This window comes from Mesorhizobium sp. M2E.F.Ca.ET.209.01.1.1, from assembly GCF_004010375.2.
Lineage (GTDB): Bacteria > Pseudomonadota > Alphaproteobacteria > Rhizobiales > Rhizobiaceae > Mesorhizobium.
Map to the genome: position 1 here is coordinate 103,056 of NZ_SADP02000003.1, position 18,549 is coordinate 121,604.

Annotated in this window: 18 protein-coding genes and 1 riboswitch; of the genes, 15 read left to right on the top strand and 3 right to left on the bottom strand. The window is 63.3% G+C overall.

The window, feature by feature from the left end:
* Positions 1–10: 10 nt before the first annotated feature.
* From cobW to EN852_RS06705, 3 genes are all read right to left on the bottom strand, one after another.
* Positions 11–1,048, bottom strand: a complete 1,038-nt coding sequence (cobW, locus tag EN852_RS06695) for a cobalamin biosynthesis protein CobW (protein ID WP_127874307.1) — start codon at positions 1,046–1,048, stop codon at positions 11–13.
* A gap of 2 nt (positions 1,049–1,050) precedes the next feature.
* A complete protein-coding gene (locus EN852_RS06700) occupies positions 1,051–1,473 on the bottom strand; it encodes a DUF1636 family protein (protein WP_127874306.1) in 423 nt (140 codons plus the stop codon).
* 39 nt (positions 1,474–1,512) lie between these two features.
* A riboswitch (cobalamin riboswitch) is annotated at positions 1,513–1,720 on the bottom strand.
* A 30-nt stretch (positions 1,721–1,750) separates the two neighbouring features.
* Positions 1,751–2,950: a winged helix-turn-helix domain-containing protein gene (locus EN852_RS06705; protein WP_127874305.1), complete on the bottom strand. Its 1,200-nt coding sequence runs from the start codon at positions 2,948–2,950 to the stop codon at positions 1,751–1,753.
* Between the two features lie 334 nt (positions 2,951–3,284).
* Here EN852_RS06705 and EN852_RS06710 point away from each other — a divergent pair, with 334 nt between their 5' ends.
* The 15 genes from EN852_RS06710 to EN852_RS06780 all read left to right on the top strand — a co-directional run bounded on the left by EN852_RS06710 (position 3,285) and on the right by EN852_RS06780 (position 18,546).
* Positions 3,285–3,650 (top strand): NADH-quinone oxidoreductase subunit A, encoded by a 366-nt coding sequence (locus EN852_RS06710; protein ID WP_112127345.1) that lies wholly within the window; start codon positions 3,285–3,287, stop codon positions 3,648–3,650.
* Complete coding sequence (locus EN852_RS06715; protein ID WP_015317338.1) at positions 3,641–4,222, top strand: NADH-quinone oxidoreductase subunit B; 582 nt, start codon at positions 3,641–3,643, stop codon at positions 4,220–4,222. The genes EN852_RS06710 and EN852_RS06715 overlap by 10 nt, the downstream gene beginning before the upstream one ends.
* Before the next feature lie 4 nt (positions 4,223–4,226).
* On the top strand, positions 4,227–4,829 hold the full coding sequence (locus tag EN852_RS06720; protein WP_127874304.1) for an NADH-quinone oxidoreductase subunit C: 603 nt from the start codon (positions 4,227–4,229) through the stop codon (positions 4,827–4,829).
* Positions 4,830–4,850: 21 nt separating this feature from the next.
* Entirely contained in the window at positions 4,851–5,234 is a 384-nt protein-coding gene (locus tag EN852_RS06725) for a four helix bundle protein (protein WP_127874303.1), read from the top strand.
* Between the two features lie 48 nt (positions 5,235–5,282).
* A complete protein-coding gene (locus EN852_RS06730; protein WP_127874302.1) occupies positions 5,283–6,473 on the top strand; it encodes an NADH-quinone oxidoreductase subunit D in 1,191 nt (396 codons plus the stop codon).
* Positions 6,474–6,916: 443 nt separating this feature from the next.
* A complete protein-coding gene (locus tag EN852_RS06735) occupies positions 6,917–8,239 on the top strand; it encodes an NADH-quinone oxidoreductase subunit E (protein ID WP_127874301.1) in 1,323 nt (440 codons plus the stop codon).
* Between the two features lie 10 nt (positions 8,240–8,249).
* A complete protein-coding gene (gene nuoF, locus EN852_RS06740; RefSeq protein WP_112127350.1) occupies positions 8,250–9,554 on the top strand; it encodes an NADH-quinone oxidoreductase subunit NuoF in 1,305 nt (434 codons plus the stop codon).
* A 69-nt stretch (positions 9,555–9,623) separates the two neighbouring features.
* Positions 9,624–10,304, top strand: coding sequence for an NADH-ubiquinone dehydrogenase (locus EN852_RS06745; protein WP_127874300.1), 681 nt, complete (start codon positions 9,624–9,626; stop codon positions 10,302–10,304).
* 72 nt (positions 10,305–10,376) lie between these two features.
* Positions 10,377–12,458, top strand: a complete 2,082-nt coding sequence (gene nuoG / locus EN852_RS06750; RefSeq protein WP_127874299.1) for an NADH-quinone oxidoreductase subunit NuoG — start codon at positions 10,377–10,379, stop codon at positions 12,456–12,458.
* A gap of 2 nt (positions 12,459–12,460) precedes the next feature.
* Positions 12,461–13,504: an NADH-quinone oxidoreductase subunit NuoH gene (nuoH, locus tag EN852_RS06755; RefSeq protein WP_127874298.1), complete on the top strand. Its 1,044-nt coding sequence runs from the start codon at positions 12,461–12,463 to the stop codon at positions 13,502–13,504.
* Entirely contained in the window at positions 13,504–13,995 is a 492-nt protein-coding gene (gene nuoI, locus EN852_RS06760; RefSeq protein WP_042643165.1) for an NADH-quinone oxidoreductase subunit NuoI, read from the top strand. The genes nuoH and nuoI overlap by 1 nt, the downstream gene beginning before the upstream one ends.
* A gap of 130 nt (positions 13,996–14,125) precedes the next feature.
* A complete protein-coding gene (locus EN852_RS06765; protein WP_027168993.1) occupies positions 14,126–14,746 on the top strand; it encodes an NADH-quinone oxidoreductase subunit J in 621 nt (206 codons plus the stop codon).
* Position 14,747: 1 nt separating this feature from the next.
* Positions 14,748–15,056, top strand: a complete 309-nt coding sequence (gene nuoK, locus EN852_RS06770) for an NADH-quinone oxidoreductase subunit NuoK (RefSeq protein WP_112100004.1) — start codon at positions 14,748–14,750, stop codon at positions 15,054–15,056.
* Positions 15,057–15,067: 11 nt separating this feature from the next.
* Positions 15,068–17,041, top strand: coding sequence for an NADH-quinone oxidoreductase subunit L (gene nuoL / locus EN852_RS06775; RefSeq protein ID WP_127874297.1), 1,974 nt, complete (start codon positions 15,068–15,070; stop codon positions 17,039–17,041).
* Positions 17,041–18,546 (top strand): NADH-quinone oxidoreductase subunit M, encoded by a 1,506-nt coding sequence (locus EN852_RS06780; RefSeq protein ID WP_127874296.1) that lies wholly within the window; start codon positions 17,041–17,043, stop codon positions 18,544–18,546. The genes nuoL and EN852_RS06780 overlap by 1 nt, the downstream gene beginning before the upstream one ends.
* Positions 18,547–18,549 lie beyond the last annotated feature (3 nt).

An 18,549-nucleotide genomic window follows, 5' to 3' on the forward strand; every position in this document is an offset into this window, starting at 1 on the left:
CGGATTTCCCTCAGCCGGCGAGGATACGCTCGATTGCCGGGCGGTTCAGCCCCTTGAGGCCGATGACGACGAGCCGCGAGCGGCGGTCGTCCTCGGCGGTCCAGGCACGGTCGTAATAGTGATTGACGCGCGGGCCGACAGCCTGGAGCAGGAGCCGCATCGGCTTGCCGCCGACCTCGACGAAGCCTTTGACGCGCAGCACGTTCTCCTGCTCGGCGGCTACAGCGACGCGCTTGGCCAGTTCGTCCGGATTGGCGATCGACGGGATATCGATGACGAAGGAGTCGAAATCGTCATGCTCATGGTCGAGCTCGTCGTCGTGATGGGTCTTGCGGTTCTCGATATCGTCCTCGACGGCAAGGCCGAGGCCGAGCAGCACGGACGGATCGACCTTGCCCTGCGCGGTCGGTACGACTTTCACGGCGCGCGCGACGTGTTCGCCGATGACGGCATTCGCGCGCTCAGAGCCCGCCGCATCCATCAAATCGCTCTTCGACAGGATGATCAGGTCGGCGCAGGCGATCTGGTCCTCGAAGACCTCCTCGACCGGATCGTCATGGTCGAGCGTCACGTCCGCCGCGCGCTGCGCCTGGAGGGCATCCATGTCGGAGGCCACGCGGCCGTCGGCCAGTGCCGGGCCGTCGACCACGGCGACGACGCCGTCGACCGTGACGCGGCTCTTCACCGTGGGCCATTGGAAGGCCTGGACCAGCGGCTTCGGCAGAGCGAGGCCGGAGGTCTCGATCAGGATGTGGTCGACTTTCGGCGTGCGGGACAGGATTTGGTCGAGCGCCGGCACGAAATCGTCGGCGACGGTGCAGCAGATGCAGCCATTGGCGAGCTCGACAATGTTTTCCTCCGGGCAGGTGTCGACGCCACAGCCCTTCAGGATCTCGCCGTCGATACCGACATCGCCGAATTCGTTGACGATGATCGCCAGCCGCTTGCCCTTGGCGTTTTCCAGCAAGTTGCGGATCAGCGTCGTCTTGCCGGCGCCGAGGAAGCCGGTGACGACGGTGCAGGGCACGCGGGAAACGGAAGCGTTCATGGTTAGTCCTTCATGTCGAGGGGAGGGATGCGGGCAACCAGGCCGCGTTTGAGGGAATCGGGCCGGCCGCGCCAGGGGATGAGGCCGTCGGTCGAAGTGGCGAAGAGCTTTGCGCCGGCGACGAGGTCGGCGCCGCTGGTCGTCTCCAGATCGCCGAAGACGTAGCTCCAGCAGCCGTCGCGCAGCAGCGCCGCGCTCAGCCGGCGCTTGCAATTGCCAAGGCATTCGACGGTGCGGATGCGGATGTTTTCGCCCGATGCGGCACAGCGTGTGTCTTCGGCCAGCAGCGCGCCGGCGCGCGGATGGGCGTCCGAGCCGGTCTCGTCGCGGCAGGACGAGCAGACGATGACGGTCACGCCAGCCAAAGCGTCGGGCTCGGACGAAATGTCCGCGATATTTGCCGAGAAGCTGCCGTTGCGATCCAAAACCAGGCTCCTTGCCCGGAAAACCCGCCGGGCATTCGGATACTTAAAGTCTCAGACGGCAGGTCTCCTGGCTCGCGGGTCGTCGCCTTGAATGCCGCCTTCCCGGGAACATCCCAGTGGTTTTCGGCCGGGGCTCGTCGCTTACAGTTGCGGGGACAGCCGCGGATTTGGAATTTTTCAACTCCGCACCGCATTCCCTCTTGGCTCCTCCCTTTGCCGGGAGAAGACCGTCTGGGTCAGGATTTAGGCTTACGGCTAGGCGCCTGTCAACGCGTGGCTACGACACCGCGATGTCGGCCAGCGCCGGTCCGAGGTCGCCGGCCGGCGTCACTTCGATCGCCTCCAGGCCAAGCCAGCCCTGCATCTGCTTCAACTCTTCGTAGAGCTGGGCTGCCGTCTCCGGTGGCGCGTCAGCCTCGGCATAGGCTGCATGGACGCGTAGCACGCTGGCCGGGCGGTCGGCGCGGAGGTCGACGCGGGCGACGATGCGGTCGCCGAGCAGAAAGGGCAACACGTAGTAGCCGTATTGGCGCTTTTCGGCCGGCGTGTAGATCTCGATTCGGTAACGGAAATTGAAGAGCTTTTCGGTGCGCGTGCGTTCGAAAACCACGGGATCGAAGGGGGCGAGCAGGGCGCGCGCGTCGATCCGGCGCGGGATGCGCGCGTCCTTATGAAGATAGGCTGTCTTGTCCCAGCCTTCGACCTTGACCGGCAGCAATTCGCCGGCTTCGACCAGTTCCTCGATGCGGTCCTTGGTGTCGCCCGGCGCCAGGCGAAAATAGTCGCGAAGGTCGCCATAGGTGGCGATGCCGTGGGCACGGGCGGAAATGCGCAGCAATTCGCGATGCGCGTCCTCGACCGAGGGCACCGGCAGGTCGAGCACCGCCTGCGGCAAAACGCGCTCGGGCAGATCGTAATAGCGTTCGAAGCCGCGCCGGTAGGCGGTGGTGATGCGTCCGGCCCAGAACAGCCATTCGAAAGCATGCTTGGCCTCGCTCCAGCCCCACCAGCCGCCATTGCCCTTGTGGCCTTCGATATCGGAGGCGGCGATCGGCCCGCGATCGGCCACCTCCTTATAGATCTCGTCGATCATCGCCTTGCGTTCGCGGCCCCATTTGGCGAGGCCGAGATACATCTCGTCGCCCTGCTCGGCGCGCTGCATGCGCCAGCGCATCAAGGGATAGGTCTCGACGGGTAGGAACGAGGCCTCATGCGCCCAATATTCAAAGACCGCGCGCTTGCGGCCCACCGCGGCATTGTCGAGCAGCGCAAGCGGGTAGGGGCCGAGACGCGAATAGAGCGGCATATAATGAGCGCGCACCACCGCACTGACGGAATCGATCTGCAACAGGCCGGTTCGCGAAAGCACACGCGCAAGATGCCGGCGATCCGGAACCCCTCCGGGACGAGGGTCGTTGAACCCCTGTGATCCAAGCGCGATGCGCCTCGCCATGGCGAGCGAGATTTTCTCCTTCATCAAGCTGTCCTTGCCCCGATCGTCCGTTGGATTCTTAGCCGGTGATTCCGGCCATGCTAGCAGGCAAATGGCGGGAGATATGTCAGGAGAGAAAAGTGGAGTAAAAAGTGAAGGAAATCAAACAGGAGCGGATCGGACCAGTTTCTTCCGATAAGGCGTCCAGGGTCGCGATTTGAACAAGGTTTGACTTGCGTCACCGAAACCGCTGCGCTAACCCTCGCCGCGTTGCAGCATGGGCCTCTTAAAACGGTTCAGCGGTTAAACTGTCACGCTTCCGCATCAGAGTTCGTTGCTGTAATCAAAGTGAACTGCCCCGCCGAAGGAAAGCCGCCGCATGAGCGCACTCCTGAGTTCATATCTGCCCATCGTCCTGTTCATCGCCGTGGCGATGGTCGTGGGTTTGGCGCTCATCATAGCCCCCTTCCTGGTGGCGTATCGCAATCCCGATCCGGAAAAGCTTTCCGCCTATGAATGCGGGTTCAACTCGTTCGATGACGCCCGCATGAAGTTCGACATCCGCTTCTATTTGGTGTCGATCCTGTTCATCATCTTCGATCTCGAGGTCGCCTTCCTGTTCCCGTGGGCGGTGTCCTTCTCCAAGCTCGGCATGCTCGGCTTCTGGTCGATGATGGTGTTTTTGGCGGTGCTGACCATCGGCTTTGCCTATGAATGGAAAAAAGGAGCGCTGGAATGGGATTGAACGACAGTTCAGGCACCCTCGTCGCGCCGAAGCCCAAGGGCATTATCGACCCCAACACCGGCAGGCCGGTGGGGGAGGACGATCCCTTCTTCCTCGAAATCAACAATGAACTGGCCGACAAGGGCTTCCTTGTCACCTCGACCGAAGCGCTGATCACCTGGGCGCGCAGCGGCTCGCTGATGTTCATGACCTTCGGCCTTGCCTGCTGCGCGGTCGAGATGATCCACACCTCGATGCCGCGTTATGACTCCGAGCGTTTCGGCGTCGCGCCGCGCGCGTCGCCGCGCCAGTCCGACATCATGATCGTCGCCGGCACGCTGACCAACAAGATGGCGCCGGCGCTGCGCAAGGTCTACGACCAGATGCCGGAGCCGCGCTACGTCATCTCGATGGGCTCCTGCGCCAATGGCGGCGGCTACTACCACTATTCCTACTCGGTGGTGCGCGGCTGCGACCGCGTCGTGCCGGTCGACATCTATGTGCCCGGCTGCCCGCCGAGCGCCGAAGCGCTGCTCTACGGCATTCTCCTTCTGCAGAAGAAGATCCGCCGCACCGGCACGATCGAACGGTGAGCCGATGACCCTGGCGTTGAACGAACTCTCCACCTATCTCGGCGAGAAGCTCTCCGGCCGCATCGGCGAAGCCGTGCTTGCGTATGGCGAGCTGACCGTTCCCGTCGAGCCGGGCAATCTGATCGAGGTGGCGACCTTCCTGCGTGACGATCCGCGCTGCCAGTTCATCTCGATCATCGACATTTGCGGCGCCGACTACCCGTCGCGCGCCAGGCGCTTCGATGTCGTCTATCACCTCCTGTCGCCGAAGCAGAATGTCCGCATCCGCCTCAAGGTACAGGCCGACGAGGAAACGCTGGTGCCGTCGCTGACCACCGTCTACCCCGGCGCCGACTGGTATGAACGAGAGACATACGATCTCTATGGCGTGCTGTTCAGCGGCCATCCGGATCTGCGCCGCATCCTCACCGACTACGGTTTCGAGGGGCACCCGCTGCGCAAGGATTTCCCGCTGACCGGCTTCGTCGAGGTTCGCTACGACGACGAGGCCAAGCGGGTCATTTACGAGCCGGTCGAGCTCAAGCAGGAATTCCGCAATTTCGATTTTCTTTCTCCTTGGGAAGGGACGGACTACGTCCTGCCGGGGGATGAGAAGGCGAAGCAGTGAATGGTGAATAGTGAATGGTGAATGGACGAGACGCCGGAAAAGATACGCGACTATCGCGATCTCATCGTCTGGCAGGAGGCGATGGATATCGCCGAGGCCATTTACGTCGTCACGCGCGGGTTCCCGCGCGAGGAAATGTATGGAATGGCAGCTCAGATGCGGCGATGCTCAGCTTCTATGCCGGCGAATATTGCGGAAGGGTTCGGCCGAGCTCAGCGGCGACCGTTCATTCAATTCCTTCGTATCGCGCAAGGCTCTTTGAAGGAGTTGGAAACACATACAATGCTTTGCGGGCGCGTTGGGCTGCTGACCAGGGAGCAGGCTGCAAGTCTGGAACCAAGTTACACCAGGCTGGGCAAAAGACTGGTTTCATTCGTTCGATCGCTCGAGGCAGAACGCGAATGACCATTCACCATTCACCATTCACCATTCACTATTCGCCAAGGGCGACCCATGGCTGAAACCTCCGTCCGCAACTTCAACATCAACTTCGGTCCGCAGCATCCTGCGGCGCATGGCGTTTTGCGCCTGGTGCTGGAGCTGGACGGCGAGGTGGTCGACCGCGTCGATCCGCATATCGGGCTGCTTCATCGCGGCACCGAAAAGCTGATCGAGGCCAAGACCTACCTGCAGGCCGTACCTTATCTCGACCGGCTCGACTATTGCGCGCCGATGAACCAGGAACATGCCTTCGCGCTCGCGGCCGAGCGTTTGCTCGGTATCGAGGTGCCGAAGCGCGGCCAGTTGATCCGCGTGCTCTATTCCGAGATGGGCCGCATCATGTCGCACATCTTGAATGTGACGACGCAGGCGATGGACGTCGGCGCGCTGACGCCGCCACTGTGGGGCTTCGTCGAGCGCGAAAAGCTGATGGTGTTCTATGAACGCGCCTCCGGTTCGCGCATGCACGCGGCCTATTTCCGGCCGGGCGGCGTGCACCAGGACCTGCCGCAGAAGCTGGTCGAGGACATCGGCAAGTGGATCGATCCGTTCCTGAAGTCGATCGACGATCTCGACGCGTTGCTCACGCCCAACCGCATCTTCAAGCAGCGCAATGTCGATATCGGCACGGTCTCGCTGGCCGACGCCTGGGCCTGGGGCTTTTCGGGCGTGATGGTGCGCGGCTCGGGCGCCGCCTGGGACCTGCGCAAGGCGCAGCCCTATGAATGCTATTCCGAGATGGAGTTCGACATCCCGATCGGCAAGAACGGCGACTGCTACGACCGCTATCTCGTTCGCATGGAAGAGATGCGCCAGTCGGCCAAGATCATGCGTCAGTGCGTCGATCTCCTGCTCGGCAAGGAAAGCGCCGGCCCCGTGTCGAACCTCGACGGCAAGGTGGTGCCGCCGAAGCGCGCGGCGATGAAGCGCTCGATGGAAGCGCTGATCCATCACTTCAAGCTCTACACCGAAGGCTACCGCGTGCCGGCCGGCGAGGTCTATGCGGCCGTCGAGGCGCCTAAGGGCGAATTCGGCGTCTATCTCGTCTCCGACGGCACCAACAAGCCCTATCGCTGCAAGCTGCGCGCGCCCGGTTTCGCTCATCTGCAGGCCATGGACTTCCTGTGCCGCGGCCACATGCTGGCCGACGTCACCGCCGTGCTTGGCTCCCTCGACATCGTGTTTGGTGAGGTCGATCGGTGAGATTCGGAGCAACCCAGCTATCCAAAGCGCTTGTGGCTGCAGCTTGCTTTGCTGCTTCTGCAGAGGCGCCATTGGCTGGACCTAAAGACGGTCTTACGTCGACTGATCTTCTGAATGATGGATTCAAGCTGGTGGCCGAAGGAGACCTTCTGGCTGTGCGCGAATTCGGCGGAGACGTGCTCCTGGATGAGGGAATATTCGTTCTTCCATACGGTCCGTCGGGGCGGTCAAATTGCAATAGAGAACGGACGTTTATTGCGGAGATGCCGAGCTTGGCAAAGCCTCGTGATTGCGGGCATGTCACTTGGTGGAATGACCGCTTTGACGAGTTCATGCGTTTGAAACGAGGGCCTGAGGAGTTTGTGTGCGTGGTCGGTCCTACCGAAAATTGTTATCGCGCTTACAATTAATCCGGGTCAGCAAGAAACAACAAAGCGAAGATCATGTCAGTTCGTCGTCTCGCAGATGCCAGCGTCCAGCCAGCCTCCTTCGCCTTCAACGAGGCAAATGTGGCGGCGGCCCAGCAGTGGATCGCCAAATATCCGAAGGGGCGCGAGCAATCGGCCATCATCCCGTTGCTGATGATCGCGCAGGAGCAGGAAGGCTGGGTCACCAAGGCGGCGATCGAGACGATCTCCGACATGCTCGGCATGCCCCGCATCCGCGGCCTCGAGGTCGCGACCTTCTATACCCAGTACCAGCTCAATCCGGTCGGCACCCGCGCTCATATCCAGGTCTGCGGCACTACGCCCTGCATGTTGCGCGGCTCGGAAGCGCTGATGGATGTCTGCCGCTCGAAGATCCATCACGACCAGTTCCACACCAACGACAAGGGCACGCTGTCGTGGGAGGAGGTCGAATGCCTCGGCGCCTGCGTCAACGCGCCGATGGTCATGATCTTCAAGGACACTTTCGAGGATTTGACGCCTGAGCGGCTGGCCGAGATCATCGATCTCTACGACGCCGGCAAGGGCGCCGAGGTCAAGCCGGGCCCGCAGAATGGCCGCCACGGCTCCGAGCCGGCAACCGGGCTGACGACGCTGACCAGCGAAAAGGCGATCCTGAAGTCGACGCGCGACAAGGAAGCCAAGGCTGCCGCGAAGGCGGCCAAGGATGCCGCCGCGGCGGCGCCCGCTGCGGCCGCTGCCAATGTCGTCTCGCAGGCGGCACCTGCAGCGGCGCCCGCCGAGCCGCCAGCTTCCGGCCCGGTTGCGCCGTCCAAATCCGGCAAGCCGAAGACCGATGCGCCGGAGACCAGCCCGGCCTTGGCGACGCCGTCGCCGGTCAAGGTCGCTCCGGCCACCGAGAAAGCGGCCAGCGTCAGGGCGCCGCGCCATTCGGCCGCCAATGCCAATCAGGCTTCCCCGGAAGTCGAGGCGGTTTCCAAGCCGCGCAGCGGGCCGAAGAACAAGGCCGAACCGGCCAGCGCTTTCAAGGCGCCGGAAACCAAGCAGCCGGTCGCCAAGACGGCAAAACCATCGCTGGACGACAAGAACCGGCCGGCCGGCATCGAGCGCCCGGCGACGGTCGACGATCTCAAGCTGATCTCCGGCGTCGGGCCGAAGATCGAAGCGACCCTGCATACGCTCGGCATCTACAGCTTCGCGCAGGTCGCCTCCTGGAAGAAGGCCGAGCGCGAATGGGTCGACGGCTATCTCAATTTCCGCGGCCGCATCGAGCGCGACGACTGGGTGAAGCAGGCCAAGGCGCTCGCCAAGGGCGGCGTCGCCGAGTACATCCGCGTCTTCGGCAAGAAGCCGGTCTGAGGGACGACAAATGCTTCAGGACAAAGACCGCATCTTCACCAACATCTACGGCCTGTTCGACAAGTCGCTGGCCGGCGCGCAGTCGCGCGGCATCTGGGATGATACGCCCGGCCTCATCGCCAAGGGGCGCGACTGGATCGTCAACGAGATGAAGGCGTCCGGCCTGCGCGGCCGCGGCGGCGCCGGTTTCCCGACCGGGCTGAAATGGTCGTTCATGCCCAAGCAGAGCGACGGCCGTCCGAGCTATCTCGTCATCAATGCCGACGAATCAGAGCCCGGCACCTGCAAGGACCGCGACATCCTGCGCAACGATCCGCACACGCTGGTCGAGGGCGCGCTGGTCGCCGGCTTCGCCATGGGCGCGGTCGCGGCCTACATCTATGTGCGCGGCGAGTTCATCCGCGAGCGTGAGGCGCTGCAGCGGGCGATCGACGAGGCTTACGCGGCCAAGCTGATCGGCAAGGGCAACACGTCCGGCTACGATTTCGACGTCTACATGCATCACGGCGCCGGCGCCTATATCTGCGGCGAGGAGACGGCGCTGCTCGAAAGCCTCGAGGGCAAGAAGGGCCAGCCGCGGCTGAAGCCGCCATTTCCGGCCAATGTCGGCCTCTATGGCTGCCCGACCACCGTCAACAACGTCGAGTCGATCGCCGTAGCGCCGACCATCCTGCGTCGGGGTGCCGCCTGGTTCTCGTCCTTCGGCCGGCCGAACAATGCCGGCACCAAGCTGTTCTGCGTCTCCGGCCACGTCAACAATCCGTGCACCTTCGAAGAGGCGATGTCGATCCCGTTCCGGGAGCTGATCGAGACGCATTGCGGCGGCATCCGCGGCGGCTGGGACAATCTGCTCGCGGTCATTCCGGGCGGCGCTTCGGTGCCGCTGGTGCCGGCCGAGCAGATCATGGACGCGCCGATGGATTTCGACGCGCTGCGCGACCTCAAATCCGGCCTCGGCACGGCGGCCGTCATCGTCATGGACAAGTCGACGGATGTCGTGAAGGCGATCGCCAGGCTCTCCTACTTCTACAAGCATGAAAGCTGCGGCCAGTGCACGCCGTGCCGCGAAGGCACCGGCTGGATGTGGCGGGTGATGGAGCGGCTGGTGCGCGGCGAGGCGCAGAAGCGCGAGATCGACATGCTGCTCGACGTCACCAAGCAGGTCGAAGGACACACGATCTGCGCGCTGGGCGACGCGGCGGCCTGGCCGATCCAGGGCCTGATGCGGCATTTCCGCGGCGAGGTGGAACGCCGCATCGACGAGTTTTCGCGCAACGCGCACCGGGTCGAGCCGGTGATGGTGGCGGCGGAATAAGACTTACGGGCGCAAGCCCGAGACGGAAAGCAGGGGCGGGGCATACGAAGAAACGACCAGGAGAATTCTATGGCGCCGTATTCGATACCCTATCCGTTTATGCCTGATTTGGACCAGCTCGAGAAGATGAACCAGGACCTAACCAAGATGATGCCGAAGGAGATGGCCAGCGCCGTCAACCTTCTGGCGCATCCGGTCGCGGGCGCGGCGGCGATGTCGGCGCTCGGCATTGGTGTTGCCAACCATGCCGTCGGCATGTGGATGGGCGCCTTCACCGGCGCGCTGGAAGCTTCGCAGCGCATGTTCCAGCCCTTCCTCGACGATCTCGAGGCGCAGAGCGAAGCGGCCGCCAACGCGTCCAAGGCGCGCAAGGCGACCGAGACGCTGATCGCCGAGGCGCAGACCTTTGCCAGGGACGTGACCGATATCGCGGTGAACGCGACCGAAAAGGCGCTCGACACGACCGGGGCCGATATTGTCGCCCAGCCGGCAACGGCCGCATTGATGCCCGAGGATTTCAGGCAGCCGAAGGCCGTCGACAAGCCGGCGAAGCCGTCGGACCTGAAGGTGATTTCGGGTATCGGACCGAAACTTGAGAAGGTGCTCAACGGTCTCGGTATCTGGACCTATGAGCAGATCGCGGCCTGGACGTCGCAAGAGATCGCCTGGGTGGAAGATTATCTGTCGCTCGCCGGCCGCATAGGCCGCGACGACTGGACTGCGCAGGCGGCGGCGCTCGCCGCGAAGTGATTTGAAAAGCCGGGCGCGGTGCAAACCGCGCCCGGAAGATAGATTGCGGACATCCGCAGAGGTTTGAGGCGAATGGCAAAGCTAAAGGTCGACGGGAAAGAGATCACGGTACCCGACCATTACACGCTGCTGCAGGCGGCCGAGGACGCCGGCGCGGAAGTGCCGCGCTTCTGCTTCCATGAGCGGCTGTCGATCGCCGGCAATTGCCGCATGTGCCTGATCGAGGTGAAGGGCGGCCCGCCCAAGCCGCAGGCATCTTGCGCCATGGGCGTGCGCGACCTGCGCGCCGGCCCGAATGGCGAGCCGCCGGAAATCTTCACCAACACGCCGATGGTCAAGAAGGCCCGTGAAGGCGTGATGGAGTTCCTGCTGATCAACCATCCGCTCGACTGCCCGATCTGCGACCAGGGCGGCGAGTGCGACCTGCAGGACCAGGCGATGGCCTTCGGCGTCGATTCCTCGCGCTATCACGAGAACAAGCGCGCGGTCGAAGACAAGTATATCGGCCCGCTGGTCAAGACGGTGATGAACCGCTGCATCCACTGCACGCGCTGTGTCCGCTTCACCACCGAAGTCGCCGGCATTTCCGAGCTCGGCCTGATCGGCCGCGGCGAGGATGCCGAGATCACCACCTATCTCGAGCAGGCGATGACGTCGGAGCTGCAGGGCAATGTCATCGACCTTTGCCCGGTCGGCGCGCTGACCTCCAAGCCGTTCGCCTTCCAGGCGCGGCCGTGGGAACTGACCAAGACGGAATCGATCGACGTCATGGACGCCGTCGGCTCGGCGATCCGCGTCGACTCCAGAGGTCGTGAAGTGATGCGCATCCTGCCGCGCGTCAACGAGGCGGTGAACGAGGAGTGGATCTCCGACAAGACCCGTTTCATCTGGGACGGCCTGCGCACGCAGCGCCTCGACCGCCCCTATGTGCGCAAGAACGGCAGGCTCGCTCCGGCAAGCTGGGCGGAAGCCTTCGCGGCGATCAGGGACGAGGTGTCGAAGACCGCGCCCGAGCGCATCGGCGCCATCGCAGGCGATCTCGCCGCGGTCGAGGAGATCTATGCGCTGAAGCTTCTGATGAGCGCGCTCGGCTCGAAGAACATCGACTGCCGCCAGGACGGCGCCGCGCTCGATCCGTCGCTCGGCCGCGCCAGCTACATCTTCAACCCGACCATCGAAGGCATCGAGCAGGCCGACGCGGTGCTGATCATCGGCGCCAATCCGCGCTTCGAGGCCTCGGTGCTCAACGCCCGCATCCGCAAGCGCTGGCGCGTCGGCAACCTGCCGGTCGGCGTCATCGGCGAGATCGGCGACACCCGCTACGACTATGAGTTGATCGGCGCAGGTCCCGAATCCCTGAAGGGTCTTGCGGACGGCAACGGCAAGTTCTTCGAGGTGCTGAGCAAGGCCACGCATCCGCTGATCATCGTCGGCCAGGGCGCGCTGGCGCGCGCGGATGGCGCGGCGGTGCTCGGCCAGGCGGCAAAGCTCGCCACCGCCGTCAACGCGGTCACCGCCGAGTGGAACGGGTTTGCGGTGCTGCACAATGCGGCGGCGCGCGTCGGCGGTCTCGATGTCGGCTTCGTGCCGGGCGAGGGCGGCAAGAACGTTGCCGGCATGCTGGGCGACACCGATGTGCTCTTCCTGCTCGGCGCCGACGAGATCGACATGGCCAAGACCGGCGGCGCGTTCGTCGTCTATATCGGCACGCATGGCGATGCCGGCGCGCATCGCGCCAATGTCATCCTGCCGGCCGCCGCCTATACTGAGAAGTCCGGCACCTATGTCAACACGGAAGGCCGCGTGCAGCAGACCAACCGCGCCGGCTTCGCGCCTGGCGAGGCGCGCGAGGACTGGGCGATCCTGCGGGCGCTGTCGGATGTGCTCGGCAAGAAGCTGCCTTTCGATTCGCTGGCGCAGCTGCGTGCCAAGCTCTATGGCGAGTTCCCGCATCTCGCCCGCATCGACCAGGTGCAGGCCGGTAGCGGCGACGATATCGCCAAGGTAGCGAAGCTCGGCGGCCGTTTGAACAAGGGCACCTTCACCTCGCCGGTGAAGGACTTCTATTTGACCAACCCGATCGCGCGGGCGTCGGCCGTGATGGCTGAATGCTCGGCGCTGGCCAAGAGCGGCTTCAAGCAGGCGGCGGAATAAGCATGGAAACCTTCTTCTTCCTCTATGTGGCGCCGGCGTTCTGGATTCTGGCCGAGTCGGTGCTCCTCATCGTCGTGCTTCTGATCGGCGTCGCCTACCTGCTCTATGCCGACCGCAAGATCTGGGCGGCGGTGCAGCTGCGTCGTGGCCCGAACGTCGTCGGCCCATGGGGAACGCTGCAGGCTTTCGCCGACCTTTTGAAATTCGTCTTCAAGGAGCCGGTGATCCCATCGGGCGCCAACAAGGGCGTGTTCCTTCTGGCGCCGCTGGTGTCGGCGGTGCTGGCGATTTCGGCTTGGGCGGTCATTCCGGTCAATGAGGGCTGGGCGATCGCCAACATCAATGTCGGCATCCTCTATGTCTTCGCCATCTCCTCGCTCGAGGTCTATGGCGTGATCATGGGCGGCTGGGCGTCGAATTCCAAATATCCGTTCCTCGGCGCGCTGCGCTCGGCGGCGCAGATGGTGTCCTACGAAGTCTCGATCGGCTTCGTCATCGTCACCGTGCTGCTCACCGTCGGCTCGCTCAACCTCTCCGACATCGTCATGTCGCAGCAGGACGGTCTCGGCACGCGGCTCGGCCTGCCCAACACCTTCCTCGACTGGCACTGGCTGTCGCTGCTGCCGATGTTCGTGGTGTTCTTCATCTCGGCGCTTGCCGAGACGAACCGCCCGCCTTTCGACCTGGTGGAGGCGGAATCAGAACTCGTCGCCGGCCACATGGTTGAATATTCGTCGACGCCATTCCTGCTCTTCTTCCTCGGCGAGTATGTCGCCGTCGTCCTGATGTGCGCGCTGGCGACCATCCTGTTCCTCGGCGGCTGGCTGCCCCCGTTCAATTTCGCGCCCTTCACCTGGGTTCCAGGCGTCATCTGGTTCGTGCTGAAGATCTGCCTGATGTTCTTCATGTTCTCGATGGTGAAGGCTTTTGTGCCGCGCTACCGCTACGACCAGCTGATGCGGCTGGGCTGGAAGGTGTTCCTGCCGATTTCGCTGTTCATGGTCGTGGCCACCGCGGCCTTCCTCAAGATCACGGGGTTTGCGTGATGTCCGCTCTGGCCCAGGCCGCAAAATCGCTGCTGCTAAAGGATTTCGTCAGCGCCTTCTTCCTGTCGATGCGCCAGTTCTTCGCGCCGAAGGAGACGATCAACTATCCGCATGAAAAGGGGCCGACCAGCCCGCGCTTCCGTGGCGAGCATGCGCTGCGCCGTTATCCGAACGGCGAGGAACGCTGCATCGCCTGCAAGCTTTGCGAGGCGATCTGCCCGGCGCAGGCCATCACCATCGAGGCCGGCCCGCGCCGCAATGACGGCACGCGCCGCACCGTGCGCTACGACATCGATATGGTGAAGTGCATCTATTGCGGCTTCTGCCAGGAGGCCTGCCCGGTCGACGCCATCGTCGAGGGGCCGAATTTCGAATTCGCGACCGAGACGCGCGAGGAGCTTTACTACAACAAGGAAAAGCTGCTCGCGAACGGCGATCGCTGGGAGCGGGAGCTGGCGCGCAACATCGCGCTGGACTCGCCGTATAGGTGATCAGCGTGCTTCTCCCCGCAGACGGGGAGAAGGAACAAGAAAGTGGACGGCGCAACGTCGTCCGTCTAAGGAACACGCGGTTTCGAACCGGAAGCGGGTCGGAGTCGGAATTTGGAACCCGGGGAATCCCATGCTGACTGGATTAGAGGCGGCTTTTTTCTACCTCTTCGCCTTTATCGCCGTGGCGTCGGCCTTCATGGTCATTTCGTCGCGCAACCCCGTGCATTCCGTGCTGTTCCTGATCCTCACCTTCTTCAACGCCGCGGGCCTCTTCATGCTGACCGGGGCCGAGTTCCTGGCGATGATCCTGCTGGTCGTCTATGTCGGCGCGGTGATGGTGCTGTTCCTGTTCGTCGTCATGATGCTCGACGTCGACTTCGCCGAGATGAAGCAGGGCGCGCTGCAGTACGCGCCGATCGGCGCGATGGTTGGGTTGATCCTGGCGGCGGAGCTGATCGTCGTGCTCGGCGGCTACACATTCGCGCCGCAGCTTGCCTCGACGGTCGCTAAGGCAACGCCGGACCTCGCCACGCGCTCCAACACGGCGGCGCTGGGTGACATCCTCTACACGGACTACCTCTATTACTTCCAGATTTCCGGCCTGGTGCTCTTGGTCGCCATGATCGGCGCCATCGTGCTGACGCTGCGCCACAAGCCAGGCGTCAAGCGGCAGTCAATCGCCGCGCAGGTCGGCCGCACCCCGGCGACCGGCATGGAAATCCGCAAGGTCAAATCGGGCGAGGGGATCTGAGATGGTCGTCGGCATTGCACATTACCTGACCGTATCGGCGATCCTGTTCACGCTCGGCGTGTTCGGCATCTTCCTGAACCGCCGCAACATCATCGTCATCCTGATGTCGGTCGAGCTCATCCTGCTCGCGGTCAACATCAATTTCGTCGCTTTTTCGGCGGCGCTGCATGACCTCGTCGGACAGGTCTTCGCCCTGTTCGTGCTGACGGTCGCGGCCGCCGAAGCGGCGATCGGTCTTGCCATTCTTGTCGTCTTCTTCCGCAACCGCGGCTCGATCGCGGTCGAAGACGTGAGCTCGATGAAGGGTTGACGGGAACCACCATGTATCAGGCTATCGTCTTCCTTCCGCTGCTTGGCTTCCTGATTGTCGGCCTGTTCGGCAATTCGCTTGGCGCCAAGGCTTCCGAATACATCACCTCCGGCTTCCTGGTGATCGCGGCTATCCTGTCCTGGATCGCCTTCTTCACCGTCGGCTTCGGCCATGGCGAGGTGTTCACCGTGCCGGTGCTGCGCTGGATCCAGTCAGGCGGTATCGACGCCTCCTGGGCGCTCAGGATCGATACGCTGACGGTGGTGATGCTGGTCGTCGTCAACACCGTGTCGGCGCTGGTTCACATCTATTCGATCGGCTACATGCACCACGATCCGAACCGGCCGCGCTTTTTCGCCTATCTGTCGCTGTTCACCTTCGCCATGCTGATGCTGGTGACCGCCGACAACCTGATCCAGATGTTCTTCGGCTGGGAAGGCGTCGGTCTCGCCTCCTATCTGCTGATCGGCTTCTGGTACAAGAAGCCGTCGGCCAACGCCGCGGCGATCAAGGCCTTCGTGGTCAACCGCGTCGGCGATTTCGGCTTCGCGCTCGGCATCTTCGGCGTGTTCGTGCTGTTCGGCTCGGTCAATCTGAGCACCGTCTTTGCCAATGCGGCATCATTCCTGCCGGCCGAAGGCGCGCCGGCCGGTGCCGCCGTGCTCACTTTCCTCGGCCATGCGCTCGACAAGCAGACGGCGTTGACCGTGGTCTGTCTGTTGCTCTTCATGGGCGCCATGGGTAAGTCGGCGCAGGTGCCACTGCACACCTGGCTGCCGGACGCCATGGAAGGCCCGACGCCGGTCTCCGCGCTCATCCACGCGGCGACGATGGTGACCGCCGGCGTGTTCATGCTGGCGCGGCTGTCGCCGCTGTTCGAGCTGTCGCACTCGGCGCTGACCGTCGTCACCTTCATCGGCGCCTTCACCGCCTTCTTCGCGGCAACCGTCGGTCTCGTCCAGAACGACATCAAGCGCGTCATCGCCTATTCGACCTGCTCGCAGCTCGGCTATATGTTCGTGGCGCTCGGCGTTGGCGCCTATGGCGCGGCGATCTTCCACCTGTTCACGCACGCCTTCTTCAAGGCGCTGCTGTTCCTCGGCTCCGGCTCGGTCATCCATGCCGTTTCTGACGAGCAGGACATGCGCAAAATGGGCGGGCTGCGCAAGCTGATCCCGGCCACCTACTGGATGATGATCATCGGCACGCTGGCGCTGACGGGCGTCGGTATCCCGGCAACCGTGATCGGCACCGCCGGCTTCTTCTCCAAGGACGCCATCATCGCAACCTCCTTCGCCAGCCACAATGCGGTCGCGGCCTTTGCCTTCATCCTGCTCGTGGTCGCCGCCTGCTTCACCAGCTTCTACTCCTGGCGGCTGATCTTCATGACCTTCCACGGCGAGCCGCGCGCCAGCCACGAGGTCATGCACCATGTTCATGAATCGCCGCCGGTGATGCTGGTGCCGCTCTATGTGCTCGCTGCCGGCGCGCTGTTCGCGGGCATCATCTTCCATGGCGCCTTCATCGGCGAGGGCTATGCCGAGTTCTGGAAAGCGTCGCTGTTCACGCTGCCGGACAACCACATCCTGCACGAGATCCACGAGCTGCCGCTCTGGGTGGAACTGGCGCCGTTCGTGGCTATGGTGATCGGGCTTGCGGTTGCCTGGAAGTTCTACATCCGCTCGCCGGAACTGCCTCGCAGCGTCGCCGCCAACCACCGCCTGCTCTACGCCTTCCTGCTCAACAAGTGGTATTTCGACGAGCTCTACGACTTCCTGTTCGTGCAGCCGGCCAAGCGCCTCGGCAGGTTCCTGTGGAAGACCGGCGACGGCACGATCATCGACGGCCTCGGGCCCGATGGTGTCTCGGCGCGCGTCGTCGACGTCACCAACCGCGTCGTCAAGCTGCAGACCGGCTACCTCTACCACTATGCTTTCGCCATGCTGATCGGCGTGGCCGCTCTCGTCACCTGGATGATGCTCTGATGACCGACTGGCCAATCCTCTCGCTGGTCACCTTCCTGCCGCTGGTTGGTGTTCTGCTCATCCTGTTCATCAGCGACGACAGCGAAAACGCGCGCCGCAACATCCGTGCGATCGCCTTCATCACGACGGCGTTCACCTTCGTCGTCTCACTGTTCATCTGGAAGGGTTTCGACAATTCGCAGGCCGGCTTCCAGTTCGTCGAGAAGCACGCCTGGCTGGATTCGGGCATTTCCTATCACATGGGCGTCGACGGCATATCGATGCTGTTCGTCATCCTGACGACCTTCCTGATGCCGCTTTCCATCCTCGCCTCCTGGGAAGCGATCGAGAAGCGGGTCAAGGCGTATATGATCGCCTTCCTGATCCTCGAGACCTTGATGATCGGCGTGTTCTGCGCGCTCGACATCGTGCTGTTCTACGTCTTCTTCGAGGCCGGCCTGATCCCGATGTTCATCATCATCGGCGTGTGGGGCGGCAAGCGGCGCGTCTATGCCTCGTTCAAGTTCTTCCTCTACACGCTCGCCGGTTCGGTGCTGATGCTGCTCGCCATCATGGCGATGTTCTTCCAGTCCGGCACGACCGACATCACCACGCTGCTGACGCATCACTTCCCGGCCAACATGCAGACCTGGCTGTGGCTGGCCTTCTTCGCCTCCTTCGCGGTGAAGATGCCGATGTGGCCGGTGCACACCTGGCTGCCCGACGCCCACGTCGAGGCGCCGACGGCGGGCTCGGTCATCCTGGCAGCCATCCTCTTGAAGATGGGCGGGTACGGCTTCCTGCGCTTCTCGCTGCCCATGTTCCCGGAAGCGTCGGCGATGTTCGCGCCTCTGGTGTTCACGCTCTCCGTCGTCGCCATCATCTACACCTCGCTGGTGGCGCTGATGCAGGAGGACATGAAGAAGCTGATCGCCTATTCGTCGGTCGCCCATATGGGCTTCGTGACCATGGGCATCTTCGCCATGAACCAGGAAGGCGTGCAGGGCGCGATCTTCCAGATGCTCAGCCACGGTCTGGTCTCGGGCGCGCTGTTCCTGTGCGTCGGCGTCATCTACGACCGCATGCATACACGTGACATCGATGCCTATGGCGGCCTCGTCAACAACATGCCGAAATACGCGACCGTGTTCATGATCTTCACCATGGCCAATGTCGGCCTGCCGGGCACCAGCGGCTTCATCGGCGAGTTCCTGACCATGCTCGGCGTGTTCAGGGTCAACACATGGGTGGCGTTCTTCGCCGCCACCGGCGTCATCCTGTCGGCGGCCTATGCGCTCTGGCTCTATCGCCGGGTGATCTTCGGCGCGCTGACCAAGGACAGCCTGAAGAACCTGCTCGATCTGTCGCCGCGCGAAAAGGCGATCATCTACCCTCTCGTAGTGCTGGTCATCTTCTTCGGCGTCTACCCGGCGCCGGTGTTCGACGCGACGGCCCAATCGGTCAAGTCGCTCGTCACCAACGTCACCGCATCCATCAATTCCGCGCAGACCGCGGCGGCGAACTGACTG